This is a genomic window from Gemmatimonadales bacterium, assembly GCA_030697825.1.
Classification (GTDB): Bacteria; Gemmatimonadota; Gemmatimonadetes; order Gemmatimonadales; family JACORV01; genus JACORV01.
This window is the reverse complement of record JAUYOW010000035.1, coordinates 1-14,470: the sequence shown is the minus strand read 5'-3', so window position 1 is coordinate 14,470 and position 14,470 is coordinate 1. Positions and strand designations below refer to the sequence as shown.

The 14,470-nt window shown below is 69.9% G+C and carries 14 protein-coding genes; 10 read left to right on the top strand and 4 right to left on the bottom strand.

All coding sequences use genetic code 11. From position 1 onward, the window contains the following. Nucleotides 1-130: 130 nt before the first annotated feature. The 4 genes from Q8Q85_01440 to Q8Q85_01425 all read right to left on the bottom strand — a co-directional run bounded on the left by Q8Q85_01440 (nucleotide 131) and on the right by Q8Q85_01425 (nucleotide 5,109). Nucleotides 131-1,795, bottom strand: coding sequence for an ABC transporter substrate-binding protein (locus Q8Q85_01440; GenBank protein ID MDP3772912.1), 1,665 nt, complete (start codon nucleotides 1,793-1,795; stop codon nucleotides 131-133). Nucleotides 1,796-1,963: 168 nt separating this feature from the next. Beyond that, nucleotides 1,964-2,938, bottom strand: coding sequence for a tetratricopeptide repeat protein (locus Q8Q85_01435; protein MDP3772911.1), 975 nt, complete (start codon nucleotides 2,936-2,938; stop codon nucleotides 1,964-1,966). Between the two features lie 41 nt (nucleotides 2,939-2,979). Next, nucleotides 2,980-3,597, bottom strand: a complete 618-nt coding sequence (locus Q8Q85_01430; protein ID MDP3772910.1) for a hypothetical protein — start codon at nucleotides 3,595-3,597, stop codon at nucleotides 2,980-2,982. 168 nt (nucleotides 3,598-3,765) lie between these two features. Beyond that, the gene (locus tag Q8Q85_01425) at nucleotides 3,766-5,109 is read right to left on the bottom strand and encodes a sigma-54 dependent transcriptional regulator (protein ID MDP3772909.1); all 1,344 of its coding nucleotides are present in this window, start codon (nucleotides 5,107-5,109) and stop codon (nucleotides 3,766-3,768) included. Between the two features lie 267 nt (nucleotides 5,110-5,376). Here Q8Q85_01425 and Q8Q85_01420 point away from each other — a divergent pair, with 267 nt between their 5' ends. The 10 genes from Q8Q85_01420 to Q8Q85_01375 form a co-directional block, all read left to right on the top strand. Further along, nucleotides 5,377-6,192 (top strand): HD-GYP domain-containing protein, encoded by an 816-nt coding sequence (locus Q8Q85_01420; protein ID MDP3772908.1) that lies wholly within the window; start codon nucleotides 5,377-5,379, stop codon nucleotides 6,190-6,192. A gap of 96 nt (nucleotides 6,193-6,288) precedes the next feature. After that, complete coding sequence (locus tag Q8Q85_01415; protein MDP3772907.1) at nucleotides 6,289-6,549, top strand: hypothetical protein; 261 nt, start codon at nucleotides 6,289-6,291, stop codon at nucleotides 6,547-6,549. 35 nt (nucleotides 6,550-6,584) lie between these two features. Beyond that, nucleotides 6,585-6,890: a hypothetical protein gene (locus tag Q8Q85_01410; protein MDP3772906.1), complete on the top strand. Its 306-nt coding sequence runs from the start codon at nucleotides 6,585-6,587 to the stop codon at nucleotides 6,888-6,890. A 31-nt stretch (nucleotides 6,891-6,921) separates the two neighbouring features. Continuing rightward, nucleotides 6,922-7,917 carry an ABC transporter permease gene (locus tag Q8Q85_01405; protein MDP3772905.1) on the top strand — a complete coding sequence of 332 codons (996 nt, stop codon included), beginning with the start codon at nucleotides 6,922-6,924 and terminating at the stop codon, nucleotides 7,915-7,917. Next, a complete protein-coding gene (locus Q8Q85_01400; protein ID MDP3772904.1) occupies nucleotides 7,907-9,049 on the top strand; it encodes an ABC transporter permease in 1,143 nt (380 codons plus the stop codon). Before Q8Q85_01405 ends, Q8Q85_01400 begins: the two co-directional genes overlap by 11 nt. Nucleotides 9,050-9,051: 2 nt before the next feature. Continuing rightward, complete coding sequence (locus Q8Q85_01395; GenBank protein MDP3772903.1) at nucleotides 9,052-10,023, top strand: ABC transporter ATP-binding protein; 972 nt, start codon at nucleotides 9,052-9,054, stop codon at nucleotides 10,021-10,023. Next, nucleotides 10,007-10,807, top strand: coding sequence for an ATP-binding cassette domain-containing protein (locus Q8Q85_01390; GenBank protein ID MDP3772902.1), 801 nt, complete (start codon nucleotides 10,007-10,009; stop codon nucleotides 10,805-10,807). The genes Q8Q85_01395 and Q8Q85_01390 overlap by 17 nt, the downstream gene beginning before the upstream one ends. 238 nt (nucleotides 10,808-11,045) lie before the next feature. Continuing rightward, nucleotides 11,046-12,233 (top strand): aminomethyltransferase family protein, encoded by a 1,188-nt coding sequence (locus tag Q8Q85_01385; protein ID MDP3772901.1) that lies wholly within the window; start codon nucleotides 11,046-11,048, stop codon nucleotides 12,231-12,233. Nucleotides 12,234-12,237: 4 nt separating this feature from the next. Further along, complete coding sequence (locus tag Q8Q85_01380; GenBank protein MDP3772900.1) at nucleotides 12,238-13,818, top strand: NAD(P)/FAD-dependent oxidoreductase; 1,581 nt, start codon at nucleotides 12,238-12,240, stop codon at nucleotides 13,816-13,818. Next, the coding region (locus Q8Q85_01375; protein ID MDP3772899.1) for an NAD(P)-binding protein at nucleotides 13,815-14,470 on the top strand (656 nt) is incomplete at its 3' end. The genes Q8Q85_01380 and Q8Q85_01375, both read left to right, overlap by 4 nt.

Genomic DNA, 14,470 nt, shown 5'->3' with positions numbered 1-14,470 from the left:
GGAGTTGACGAGCGCCGAGCGGGTCGCGCTGGGCAAGTCCGCCAAGGCGGTGCAGGAGACGATCGCACAGGTGAAGCTGTAGGCCGGTCCGGGCACCGCCGCACGCGGGCGGAAGCTCGTCAAGTAGCGGCTACTGCTGCGCCACCAAGTCCCGCGCGAGCCGCTCCGACGCCCGCACGCGCCAGGTCCAGAGCGTCGCGGCCCACTGGTCGGGCCGTACCGTGACATCCTCGAACCGCCGGTGCACGGCGGCCACTGCGACCGGCGCGTACAGCCAGATCGCGGGCGCGTCCGCGTTGAGGCGTGAGACGGCCTCCCGCCAGCGCACGCGCGCCGCGGCCCGGTCTGGCGCCGCGAGCGCCTCGTCCACGAGCCGGTCCACTTCAGGGTTCGCGTAGCCGCCGTAGTTGAACGCGCCGATACCCGCGCTCGTCCACGTGTCCCGGATCGACGCCGGGCTCGGGTCCTGCGCCCAGGCGCCGAAGTAGGCATCGAAGCGCCCCGCCCGCGCCCGGCTCATGAAGGCGTTGAACTCCAGCTCCTCGATCTCCATCGCGACACCGAGCCGCCGGAACTGGTCCTGCAGCACGACCGCGGCGCGGCGCCGCAGCCCGCTCGACGACGGCACGATGAGACGGAATGCGAGCCGCCGGCCCCCGCGGTCGAGCACGCCGTCGCCATTCGTGTCACGCCACCCGAGCTCGGCGAGCCGCGCGCGCGCCGCGGCCGAGTCGTACCGGATCTGCTCGACGCTGTCGGTCCAGATCCACAGGCTCCGGCTCACCGGGCCTACCGGCACCTCGCCGAGGTCGCCGAGCGTGGCACGCACGAGGGCCTCCCGATCGATCCCCATCGAAAGGGCCCGCCGCAGCTCGCGGTCCGCGAACAGCGCGTGCGGCCGCGCCTCGGCGCGCGGGTCGCTCAGGTTGAACCCGACGAAACCGTACACCGGCGTCGGATAGCGCACGGTGCTGAGGTGGCCGGCCTCGCTCACGCGACGCACGTCGTCCGGGCCGGTCACCGAGCCATGGACGTCCGCCTCCCCGGCGATGAGCTGCGTGAGCGTCATCGCGGGGACGGGGATGAACCGCCAGACGATCCGGCGCAAGCCGGGGCGCGCGACGAAGAAGGCGGCGTCGCCCTCCAGTTCCACCGACTCGCCCGGACGCCAGCGCACGAAGCGGAACGGACCAGCGCCCACCGGGTTTCGCCCGAACGGATGCGAGGCCAGGCGTCCACGGGGCACCGAGTCTAGGAGGTGCTTCGGCAGGACGCGCATGTGGTAGACGGCGTCGAAGAGCTGCTCCGGGTATCGCTCACTGAAACGGACCACCACGGTGTGGGCGTCGCTCGCGGTGACGGAGGCGATGCGCCCGAGCCGCGGACGCGCGGGCGAGGCGACCAGCGAGTCACGGTAGACGTCGAAGGTGAAGGCGACGTCGGCGGAGGTCACGGGCGTCCCGTCGTGCCAGAGCGCCTCGGGCCGGAGCGAGAACGTGACGGTGAGCGAGTCATCCCGGCGCCACGAGCGAGCCAACACCGGGACGAACCCCGAGTCGCCCACCGTGCCCAGGTCTGCGCCCACGTCCGCCAGCTTGACGAAGACGAGGTCGCTGAGCGCGACCGCGACGTCGGTGCTCGCCACGGGCGGGAGCAGCACGTCCGGCTCGGCGCTCGTCACGACCACGGCCGTGCCGCACCAGCCGTCAGGACACCCGGCCTCCCGCGCGCACGCCCACGCCCCGACCAGCGCGGGAAGGCCTAGGGCCGTGAGCCGAAGCATCATTCGGGTCATGGACATCGTCGCTCCGGTCGTCGTGAAGCCGCAGCGTCCAACGGACGAATACACGAGCAGGCCCGTTTCCGGAAGACCAAAGGGCGCAGCAGACACGGGTGGGCGGTTAGGGGCTGGAACGCGGGACGCGTTGCCTCCGAAGGGCGCCAAACTGGGCGCCGGGACAACCTAGCCGAGCTGCCTGATCAGCTCGTCCAACTTGCGCACCTCGGCCGCGGCACCGAGCTGGCTGAACTGCGCGCGCCCGGTCAGAGCGAAGTCCTTGGCCTCGGCGACGCGCCCCAAGCGCTTGAGCAGGTGAGCCAGGTCGCGCCGCGCCTGGGCCGCGAGCAGCGGGCGCTCGCTAGCTTCGGCCCGCTCGGTCACCGCGCGCAGGGTGCTCTCGGCCTGCTCCGTATCGCCCAACGCCGCGAGCGCCAGCGCAAACACCCTGAGGTCCTCGGCCTCGCCCACGGTGTCGCCGAGCTCACGGTGCATGGCGAGCGCGCGCTCCACCTCGCGGTGGCCGAGCTCCGCTTCGCCGGACAGGATGCGGACCTCCGCCCGGCCCGCGCGGGTCTGCGCGGCAAGGGCGCGGTCGCCTGCCACCTCAGCCTCCTCCACGGCGCCTTCGGCCGTCGCGAGCGCCGTGGCAAGATCGCCCTGGTCGCGGTACGCGATCCCGAGGTTGTGGCGCGCCTCGCTGACCCCCCGGTGCAGGGCGACCTGCTCGAAGGACGCCACCGCCATCGTGTAGGAGCCGATCGCGCGGCCGTAGTCCCCGCGGAGGTTCGCGATGATGCCGAGGTTGTTCGAGCAGCGCCCGACGGCGGCGTGATCGGCGTCCCGCGTAGCCTCCTCGAGCACCCGCGAGAAGTACGTGGCGGCCTCGTCAATGCGCCCGGCCTCGAGGGCGATCGCGCCCTGCACGTTGAGCGCGCGCGCCTCGATCGCCCGGTCGCCGCGCTCCCGAGCCTGCTTGAGGGCGATATCGACCCAGCGCGCACCTTCCGCGTGCCGGCCCAGCCGTGCCAGCGCGATACCGAAGAGCAGCGCCAGCGTGGGCGAGCTGGTGATCTCGTTGGGGGGCAGCCCGGCGAGATAGTCCACGACGGCCGCGTGCTGGCCGGTATCCGAGAACTCCGTGGCTTTGCGAAGGATCATAAGTGACTCACGCACGTCCATCCTCACAGATGAGCCTGCCGTTACCAGGACACCGCGTAGCCAGAGAAATGATACAGATCCGTCCGGAACCGCTTCTGGTACTTGATGTGGTCCTCAGGCCACGTCTCCCACGGCTCCCCAGGACTCGCCTGGTACCACATGCCCAGGTAGCTCTGCTCGATCGTGGAGTCGGTTCCGTCGACCAGTCCGTCACGGTTCAGGTCAGCGTCGGCGTTTCCGTACCAGATGTTGAGCCGCGCCGGGGACTCGTCACTGAAGACCAACCCGCTGGGCTCCAGGTACAGGAGCAACCGCGTGGGATCGATCGTCAGCGTAATCTCGATCCCCTCCCCTTCCTTGAACCGCGTCCCGTCAGGCCGCTGGAACAGCGCGTCCGCGGGGAACTCCAGACGCAGGAAGTTCCGGCCACCGACGTAGTCGACCTGGACTCTCGTCCGCCGGCCCTGAACGACCCAGACGCGCGTCTCGTACGTCTCGAGCGGCGGTGCGGTCGCGGCCTGCCTGAGGATGTGGCGCTCCACCCCGGAGGAAGCGGCAACCGCCCAATTTGGCGGCGCCGCACGTGGAGGTCCCGTGCTCTCCGTGCACCCGGCGATCAGCGCCACGGCGGCGATGGTGACTGCCAGCCGTTTACGCATACTGCCCCCCTTGAACGAGATTCGGACTCGTAGATACTCGACCGCAAACACCGTGCCCGAGTTCTCCGGCCCGCAAGTCCTTGGGAGGCAAAACGACGCGCGCAACTCCCCCCGGCGACTGGTGGGCCTTACTGAACCACTTGGGCCGGTCTGACCCGGGCTTTTGGCTCAGGTACCGCCAGTCTCCCCGCTCAGCAGCCTGCGGAGGCGGCGTCTGGAGATGCGCAGACGCCGGGCGGCCTCGCTCCGGTTGCCGCCGCAAGAGTCGAGCATGGCGTGCACGGCAGCCCTCGTGATCACCTCGAGCGGTGCGGGGAAGGGGATGAGGCCGCCGGGCGCCGGCGACGCGGGCCCGGCTTCAGGCACCAGCTCGTCGAGCTCCAAGACACCCGGCGGCGAGAGCAGCAGCCCGCGCTCGAGCGCGTTCTTGAGCTCGCGCACGTTGCCGGGCCAGTGGTGGCCGAGGAGCGCGTCGCACGTCTCACGGCGAAGCGCCGGCTCGGGGAGGCCGTGCTGCTTCGCCAGGCCCTTGAGCAGCGCCTCGGCGATGAGCAGCACATCGCGGCCGCGTTCGCGCAGGGGCGGCAGCGCGAGCACGATCACGCTCAAGCGGTAGTAGAGGTCGCTCCGGAAGCGCCCGGCCCGCACCGCGCCCGCGAGATCCTCGTTGCTCGCCGCGATGATCCGCACGTCCACGGTGTGCGGGCGCACGCCGCCCACGCGGCGCACCTGTTTGTCCTCGAGGGCGCGGAGCAGCTTGCCCTGCAACGCCACGGGGAAGGTGCCGATCTCGTCGAGGAACAGCGTGCCGCCGTCGGCGACCTCGAAGAGGCCGGGCTTGGCCGCGTGCGCGTCGGTAAACGCGCCCCGCTCGTGCCCGAACAGCTCGGACTCGACGAGATGCTCGGGGAGCGCGGAGCAGTTCACCGCGACGAAAGGCCTGGTACGCCGCGGGCTACCCTGGTGGATGGCGCGCGCGAGCAGCTCCTTGCCCGTGCCCGTCTCGCCCACGATCAGCGCCGTCGCGTCGGGATGGGCCAGGATGCGTGTCGTGCGTGCCAGCACGCCTTTCAGGGCGGGACTCTCGCCGACCATCGCCGCGAACACCTCCGCGTCCATCGGCGCCGCCGCCCGGGCCGCGCGCCGCAGCGTCTCGCGCTGACGCGTGACGGCCGACCCCACCGCGTTGCGGAGGATCTCGACGTCCTCCGGGAGGGCGAAGTAGTCCCGCGCCCCCCGTGCCACGACCTGGGCCGCGATGCGCCGCCCCGGGTCAGCCCCCACCGCAAAGATGGGCGCCTCGCACGTGGCGGAGTGCCGGTCGAGCCAATCCCGGGCCTCCTGCTCGGCGCCGCCCGCAGCGAGCAGCACGGCGGCGACGTCGGGCGGGCTCATGCAGGGATCCGTCCGCGGGTGTTCCCATATCTCGGCGCCGAGGTCCCGCGCAAGCTGTTCCCACAGCTCGGCGAAGGCGTCGGACAAGCGGACGACGATGACCCGGACCTTTTCCATGCAAGGCTCCCGTACTCGCGGCAGTCCTCGATCACCGGTACGAGTTGGAACGTGATTCTCGGTAGCCCGGGCCGTTCTGAACCGGGGAGCGCGAAGTGTACCAGCATACTCGTCGCTGCTAGCTCGCGCAACCAACGGCCTGGCAAGCACTTGGTGCCCGGGGCGCGCTGGCCCGGTCGTTGCTGGTACGTGTTGACGGGCCGATTCGAACCGGCCGAATCGGTTCGAAGCGTCCAAGCGACAGGTGAAGACCGGGAGGTTTACGACATGACTGCGGTGCGACCGCTGCGGCTCGAGCCGAGACGGGGCTGGCTGAGAACCCAGAAGCCGGAGCTCAGGTCGTGGGCGCGGTCCCGCGGCGAGACCGTCGCTTCGGGGACGCTCCGAATGGGCGCGGGCGCGGCGAGCGCGGGCCACCGAGCCACGCGAGCCCGCGAAGTCGCGCAGGAGCTCTTCCTCGCCGCCATGCGGGCCCTGTGCCAAGCGCTGGAGGCCAAGGATCCCTACACCTGGGGCCACTCGATGCGCGTCAGCGCGTTGGGCGCCGCCATGGCAGCGGAGCTGGGCCTTTGCCGCGGGGAGCGCGCCGACATCCGCCTGGGCGGCGAGCTCCACGACGTGGGGAAGATCGGCGTGCCGGACGACCTGCTGCACAAAGAGGGGCCGCTCACCCCCGACGAGTACCGGCGCGTGATGCAGCACCCGTTGATCGGCGAGCGGATCCTCGCCCCGCTGATCCACCATCGGCCCACGGTTCTCCACATCGTGCGATCGCACCATGAGCGCATGGACGGACGGGGCCTACCGGACGGACTGGCGGGCGAGGATATCCCGCTCGCGGCTCGGATCATCGCGGTGGCGGACGCGTTCGACGCCATGACGAGCCATCGTTCCTACCGGTCTTCACTCCCGGTGTCCGCCGCCATTTTGGAGTTGGAAATCAACGCGGGCATCCAGTTCGACGCCGAGTGCGTGGGCGCCCTCGAGCGGGTGTTGCCGGGCCTGCGCTGGCGGAGCGGCGAGACGGTCCAGCACCTCTTGCCGGCGGCGTGGGAATCCGTGGACGCAGGCTCGGTGCACTAGCGGGCGGCCGGGGCCCACGGACGACCCACGGGCGACGCGATCCGGTGATGTCCTGGCTGCGCGCGGCCGCTGGCGGCCAGCCCGCACCAGCCTGACTTGCTGGTCGCGGACCCGACCTCCATTATCGCCTTTCATGGGAGCACGCTGGGGATGGTGATCATCCAGGCGCAGCTGCGCGCCGTGGGCGTCCAGATGGACATCCTGCCGCTCGAGTTCGGCGCCGTGCTGCGGCGTGAGGGCGGAAGAGTTCGACGCGGTGCTCCTCAACATGCCGATCCACGGGTGGGCCGGGAGGGAGTTCTCCGGGCCGAGTGGACGTTCGGACCATCGAGCTGGAGTCTGGCCGCGAGCGGGTAGCGAACGGCGACTTCGATGCGGCGATCGGAGATGTCGTGACCGCCGTCGGTCAGCATCCGCGCGGGCACGACCGCTATTTCGGGAAAGACTCCTACACGGGCTATGGGAACTCGAGGGTGGCCGAGCTCCTGGAGGAGGCGGCGACCACGGTGAGCCCGGAGGAGCAGGACCGGCTCTACCGCGAGCTAGTCCCGATCTTCCAGCGGGAGCTGCCGGCCCTGTTCCTCTACCCCGGCGTCCAGACGACCGTAGCCCACCGCCGGGTGCGGGGGCTCAGGAATCAGGTGCGGGTAGACCCCGTGTCACACATGGAGGAGTTGTGGCTGGCGAGGGAGAGATGAGGAACCATCTGGCTTGCGGCCGACCGGTCCCATGATCCGCTACATCCTCAAGCGCCTGCTCCAGGCCATCCCGCTCCTCGTCGGGATCATCACCGTCACCTTCTTCATGATCCGGCTCGCGCCCGGCGACCCGATGGACATGTACCTCGAGCCGCAGCGCCAGCGGCAGCTGGATCCCGAGGTCATCGAGCTGATTCGCAAGCGGTACGGCCTCGACCAGCCGATCCACGTGCAGTACGTGAAGTGGGTGGCCAATGTGGCGCGGGGCGACTTCGGCGAGTCGTTCCGGCACCGCCGCCCGGTGAGCAAGCTCCTCGCCGAAGCGATCCCCTATACGCTCCAGCTCACCGTGCTGGCGCTCCTGTTCGACGCGCTGTTCGGTATCGCCCTCGGCGTCATCTCGGCGGTCAAGCAGTACTCGGCGCTCGATAAGACGGTCACGCTCAGCTCGCTCATCATCTACGCCATCCCCGGCTTCTGGCTCGCATTGATGCTCGTGCTGGTGTTCTCAGTCCAGCTGAACTGGTTCCCCACGTCGCAGACCCGCTCCATAGACTACGACTTCCTGTCGTTGGGCGGAAAGGCGCTCGACCGGCTGTGGCACCTCGTCCTCCCGGTGTTCGTGATGGGCGTCGCCTCGGCGGCGGGGACGGCGCGCTACATGAGGAACCGGCTGCTCGAAGTCCTCAACGAGGAGTACGTGGTCGCCGCCCGCGCCCGCGGCTTCCCCGAGCGCACCGTGATCGTCAAGCACGCCGTCCGGAACGCCCTGATCCCCATCGTCACGATCTACGGCCTCTCGCTGCCGTTCCTTCTGGGCGGCGCCACCATCATCGAGACGATCTTCGCCTGGCCGGGGATGGGACGGCTCACCGTGGAGGCCGTGGGCGGCCGGGACTATCCGCTCATAATGGCCACGACGTTGATTGCCGCGACGCTCACGGTGCTCGGCAACCTGCTCGCGGACGTGGCGCTCACGGTCGTGGATCCGCGCGTGTCACTGGAGGGGAAGCCGCGTGCCCGATAGAGCGCCCGCCGCCGAGCGCTGGGCGCTGGTGCCCGGCGTGGGCCACCTCGTGCTGGGGATGCGGCAGCGCGGCGTCCACCTGCTCGCGTACACGCTGATCGTGCTCGGCGTGCTCGGGTGGCGGTGGGGGCGGTTCGCACACGCGTTCACGACCACGGCGGTAGACCAGTGGGTCGCCGCGCTGTTTCTCGTGGCCTCGCTCGTCGGCGCGGTGGGGTTCTCGGTGTGGGACGTGCGGCGCCTCGCGCGGCAGCCCGCGCGGGGGCACCAAGGGAAGAGCCCGATGCGCATCGCCATGCGGCGGTTCCGGGCAAATTCGCTGGCCGTGGCATCCGGGTACGTGATTCTCTTCCTCTATCTCGTCGCCATCCTGGCGCCGCTGCTCGCCCCCCACGACCCCGCGACCATCGAGCACGTGATGGAGACGCGGTACCTCGCGCCGTCCTGGGCGCATCTCATGGGCACCGACGAATTCGGCCGCGACCTGTTGAGCCGCGCCATCTACGGGGCCCGGGTCTCGCTCTCGATCGGGCTCCTCGCGATGCTCGTGGCCAAGCTGATCGGGACCACCTATGGCGCCATCGCGGGCTACGCGGGCGGCTGGGTGGACAACGTGATGATGCGGGGGGTGGACGTGATCATCGCGTTCCCCACCTTTTACCTGATGCTCATGCTCGTGGGCGTTTTCGAGGCGAACATCCTGGTGCTGGTCCTGATTCTGGGGCTCACCGCCTGGCCCGGAACGGCCCGGTTCATCCGGGGCGAGTTCCTGTCGCTCAGGGAGCAGGAGTTCATCGAGTCGGCCCGCGGTATCGGGCTGCCGGCGCGGTTGATCATCCTGCGGCACCTGATCCCGAGTGCGCTCTCGCCGGTGCTGGTGAGCGCCGCCTTCTCGGTCGCGGGGATGATCGGCGCCGAGGCGGGGCTCTCCTTCCTCGGCCTAGGGATCCGCCCGCCCACGCCGTCGTGGGGCAACATGGTGAGCGCGGGACAGGACGCGCTGCTCGTCGCGTGGTGGGTGGCGTTCTTCCCGGGTGCGCTCCTCGCGACGATCCTCATCGCGTTCTCGCTGCTGGCCGACGGGTTGCGCGACGCGCTTGATCCCAAGGCGCTGATGCGCCGGTACGTGTAAGCATGCTGCTCGAGGTGCGGGACCTCGCGGCGTACTTCTTCCTCGACGAAGGAGTGCTCAAGGCGGTGGACGGCCTCTCGTTCGACGTGGACGCGGGCGAGACAGTCGCGCTGGTGGGAGAGTCGGGGTGCGGCAAGACGATCGTCGCGCTGTCGCTGCTCGGCGTCGTCCCCTCGCCGGGGCGGGTGGTGGGCGGCAGCGTGCGGTTCGACGGCGTGGATGTCGCGCGGGCGAGCCCGGCCGAGCTCCGGCGCGTGCGCGGCGCGGGGATCGGCATCGTCTTCCAGGAGCCGGGCGCGGCGCTCAACCCCGTGCACACCGTCGGCCGCCAGATCGCCGACGTGGTGCAGCTGCACCGGGGCCTGACGCGGCGCGAGGCAGACGCCGAGGCCGTGCGCCTGCTCGGCGAGATGGAGATCCCGGAGCCCGAAAAGCGGGCCAAAGCCTATCCGCACGAGCTCTCCGGCGGCATGCGGCAGCGCGCGACGATCGCCATCGCCGTCAGCGCGCGGCCGCGGCTGCTGATCGCCGACGAGCCCACCACCGCGCTCGACGTGACGATTCAGCGGGAGATCCTGGATCTCCTGGCGCGCCTGCAGCGGGATTTCGGCATGTCGCTGCTCATCATCACGCACGACATCGGCGTCGTGGAGGAGCTGGCGCGGCGGGTGATGGTGATGTACGCCGGGAAGCTCGTCGAAGTGGGGGACGCCGAGCGGGTGTTTCGCGAGCCCAAGCATCCCTACACGCAGGGGCTCCTGCGCTCGGTGCCGCGGCTCGGGGCGGGCCGGAAGACCCCTCTGGTCGGAATCCCAGGCGTGGTGCCCGATCTGCTGGACTTGCCCCCGGGCTGCTCATTTCATCCGCGTTGCCCGTTAGGCGACGCCTCGTGTACGGCGGCATTCCCGCCGCTCGACCCCGTTGCTGGGCGGCTGTGCGCCTGTTACAAGGTCCATGATGGCACAACGACCTGACGCGCTGCTCGAGGTCCGCGGGCTGCGGATCCATTTCCCGTTTGGTGGTCGCTGGTTCGGACGGAGGGAGTGGGTGCGCGCGGTGGACGGCGTGGATCTCGAGGTGCGGCGTGGCGAGATCTTCGGGCTGGTCGGGGAGTCGGGGAGCGGCAAGACCACGTTGGGTCGCGCGGTGTTGCGCCTCGTGGAACCCACGGCGGGCGCGGTTCGATTCGATGGAATCGATCTCCTGGCGCTGCGCGGGCGCGAGCTCAGGACGATGCGCCGGCGATTCCAGATCGTGTTTCAGGATCCGTATCGGTCGCTGAGCCCTCGGATGCAGATCCAGTCGCTCATCGCCGAGCCGCTCCGGTTGCATCACATCGTGCCCGAGGGCGAGATCGAGAAGCGGGTGCTCGAGCTTCTGGGCCTGGTGGGACTCGAACCGTACTTCATGTACCGCTATCCGCACGAGATGAGCGGGGGCCAGCGGCAGCGGGTGGCGATCGCGCGGGCGATGGCGCTGGAGCCCGATTTCCTGGTGGCCGACGAGCCGGTGTCGGCGCTGGATGTGTCGGTGCAGGCGCAGATCCTCAACGTGCTGCTCGAGCTCCAGCGCCGGGTCGGCATTGCGATGCTGTTCATCACCCACGATCTCGCCGTGGTGGAGCGGATCGCGGACCGGGTCGCGGTGATGTACCAGGGGAAGATCGTGGAGGAGGGAGACACCGAGCGAGTGCTCGATCATCCCCAGCACCCGTACACGCGGCGGCTGCTGGCCGCGGCGCGGGGCGGCGCTGCCTGAGCGGCGATGGTCCAGCTGCCCCGTCAGCCGCCCCGATCGTCCAGCCACATCCACCGTCGTCGCGGCGCGGGCGCGGAGCGCGACGGGCTCGGGATGCTGTGCTGGATCGTGTCTATCACCACATATAGCCGACCGAGGGTTTCTGCGGGCGAGACCGTCGGGATTTCTCGCGGGCCAATAGGTAGCGCTGTCGCGCTTCCAATATGCGCCTCGGTGTCGTAGTGTTGGTGCCGCCACGATGCTGAAGACCACGCCGTTCCACCCGCGCACCTCGGCCCTATGCGTGAGCCAGGCCTGGCGGCGCTGGGCCGGCTACACGGTGGCGAGCTCCTACGAGCTGCTCCACGACCGCGAGTACCACGCCATCCGCAGTTCCGCGGCGCTGCTCGACGTCTCGCCGCTCTTCAAGTACCTGGTGCGGGGCCAGGACGCCGCCCGCCTCCTGGACCGCATCGTGACACGCCACGTCGCCAAGTCCAAGGTGGGCCAAGTGCTCTACACCCCCTGGTGCGACGCCGCCGGCAAGGTGATCGACGACGGCACGATCTCGCGTCTGGACGAACAGACCTTCCGGATGACCTCCGCTGATCCCAACCTGCGGTGGCTGCACGAGAACTCCGTTGGCATGAGCGTCACCATCGAGGACGTCTCCGAGACGACCGCGGCGCTGGCGCTCCAAGGGCCCTCCTCGCGGACGATCCTCCAGCAGCTCACGGACACGGATCTCAGCGGACTCCGGTATTTCCGGCTGACGCCGGCCACCGTGCGCGGCATCCAAGTCACGATCTCGCGCACCGGCTACACCGGCGACCTCGGCTACGAGATCTGGGTGGACGCGCCTAACGCCCTCGCGCTCTGGGACGCGCTGATCGCAGCCGGAACACCCTACGGGATCACGCCGGCGGGCATCCTGGCGCTCGACATCGCGCGGATCGAGGCGGGACTGATGTTGATCGAGGTGGACTACTTCTCCGCGCGCCACGCGTTGATCGAAAGCCAGAAGTCCTCGCCGTTCGAGTTGAACCTTGGCTGGACGGTGAGCCTGGAGAAGGAGCGCTTCGTGGGCCGGGGCGCCCTCGCGGCCGAAGCACGGCGCGGCCCGGATTGGCAGTTCGTGGGGCTCGAGGTGGACTGGGACTCGCTGGAGCGGCTCTACGCCGAGGTGGGGCTGCCGCCGAGGCTCCCCACCGTCGCGTGGCGGACCAGCGTGCCGGTGTACGTGGGCAGCGAGCAGGTCGGCTACGCCACCAGCGGCTGCTGGTCGCCGTTGCTCAAGAAGTACCTCGCGCTCGCCCACCTGCGCTCGCCCCACAGCCGGCCCGGCGCCGAGGTCCGGATGGAGGTGACCGTGGAGCACCATCGCAAGCAGGCTTCCGCGCGCGTGGTGAAGACACCGTTCTTCAATCCTGAACGAAAGCGGGCCTGACCGGATGGCGAAGAGTTACGACGCGATCGTCATCGGCGGCGGGCACAACGGGCTCGTCAACGCGGCCTACCTGGCGCGCGCCGGGAAGCGGGTGCTGGTGCTGGAGCGTCGCGAGCGCGTGGGCGGCGCGGCGATCACCGAGGAGGTGTTCCCCGGGTTCAAGTTCGCGGTGTTCTCCTACGTCGTGAGCCTGCTCAGGCCGGAGATCATCCGCGACCTCGACCTCCCCGGCCACGGCCTGCATATCCTCCCGCTCGAGAGCACTGTGACGCCGATGCTGAACGGCGATCACCTCGCGATGTGGGGCGACCACGACCAGACCCGCCGCGAGCTGTACCGCCACTCGCCGCGCGACGCGGACGCCTACGACGAGTTCGGCCGGCTGATGCACCACATGGCGATGGCCGTGAAGCCGATCCTCGGCATGGTCCCGCCCGACCCGACGTCGCTCTCGCCGGGCGATCTGCTCGGCCTGCTGCGCCTGGGCCGGCACTTCCGCTCGTTAGGCGCCGAGAAGTTCCACGCGCTCCACAAGCTGATGACGATGAGCTCGGCGGACTTCCTGGACGAGTGGTTCGAGACCGACGTGCTCAAGGCGACGAAGTCGGCGAGCGGGATCATCGGGACGTTCCTCGGGCCCCGCTCTCCCGGCACCGCGTACGTGCTCCTGCACCACTACATGGGCGAGATCGACGGCGTCTTCCGCGCCTGGGGCTTCCCGAAAGGCGGGACTGGCTCCGTGAGCGAGGCCATCGCGGCCGCGGCCCGGCGCTTCGGCGTGGAGATCCGTACCGACGCCGCGGTGGCGCGGGTCGTGGTGAAGAACGGCCGAGCGGTGGGCGTCGCCCTCGAGAACGGCGAGGAGATCCGCGCCCGCGTGGTTGTGTCGGGGCTCGACCCGCGGCGCACCTTCCTCGACCTCGTCGAAGCGAAGGAGCTGCCCGGCGAGCTGGTCGAAGCCATTACGCGATTCAAGTTCCGCGGCTCGTCAGGCAAGGTGAACCTCGTCCTGGGCGAGTTGCCGAGCTTCACCTGCATGCCGGGCAACGGGCCGCACCTGCGCGGCGCGATGTCCATCAGCCCGAGCCTCGAGTACGTGGAGCGCGCCTACGACGACGCGAAGTACGGCGAGTTCTCTCGGCAACCGTACCTGGACATCGTCATCCCCTCGATGATCGACCCCGGAATGGCGCCGCCCGGCAAGCACGTGATGTCCATCTTCGTACAGTACGCGCCTTATCGCTTGAACGGCGGCTGGACCGACGCGCGCCGGGAGGCATTCGGCGACGCGGTGATCGACGCACTGGCCCGCTTCGCGCCCAACATCCGGTCGGCGATCGAGCACCGTCAGGTGATCACCCCGGCCGACATCGAGCGGGTCACGGGGCTCTCCGAGGGGAACATCTTCCAGGGAGAGCTGACCCTGCAACAGTTGTTCTTCCTGCGGCCTGCACCGGCGTGGGCGAAGTACCGTACGCCGGTGCGCGGGTACTACCAGTGCGGCTCGGGCACGCACCCCGGCGGCGGGATCATGGGCGCGTCGGGACGGCTCGCGGCCCTCGAGATCCTGAAGGACCGCGCGTGACCTACGACGCGATCCTGATCGGTGCCGGCCTCAACGGGCTGGTGACGGCCGCGCTGCTGGCGAAGGCCGGACGCCGGGTGCTGGTGCTCGAGCGGCGGAGCGTGACGGACGGATCGCCGGACGTCGGGTGGATCCCGCCCCGGGTCACCCGCGATCTCGCTCTGGGATCACACGGACTCCAGGTGTGGCGCCCCGACCCGTGGATCGCTGCGACGCTGCCCGACGGTGGCCGGCTGGAGCTGTCTCGGGACCTGGCGACATCCGTCGAAGCGATCAAGCGCTTGAGCCCGGCCGACGCCGCGAAGTGGCCCGAGTTCTGCGAGCGGATGGGACGGCTGGCGCGGGTCCTCGAGGCGCTGTACACCGCTCCCCCACCCGCCATCAGGAGCCGCGACCGGGGCGAGCTGGCGCGCCTCGCCGGACTGGGCTGGCGGGTCCGCCGGCTCGGAAAGCAGGCAGTGGTGGACCTGCTTCGCATCCTGCCGATGTCGGTGGCCGATCTGGTGGACGAGTGGTTCGAGTCCGACGCGCTGAAGGGTGTGCTCGGCGCCGCAGGCATCACCGATCTGTGCCAGGGGCCGCGCTCGGGCGGCACGGCGTTCCTCATGCTCCACCATCATGTGGGGAGTCCGGCCGGCGTGTTCCGCCCGCC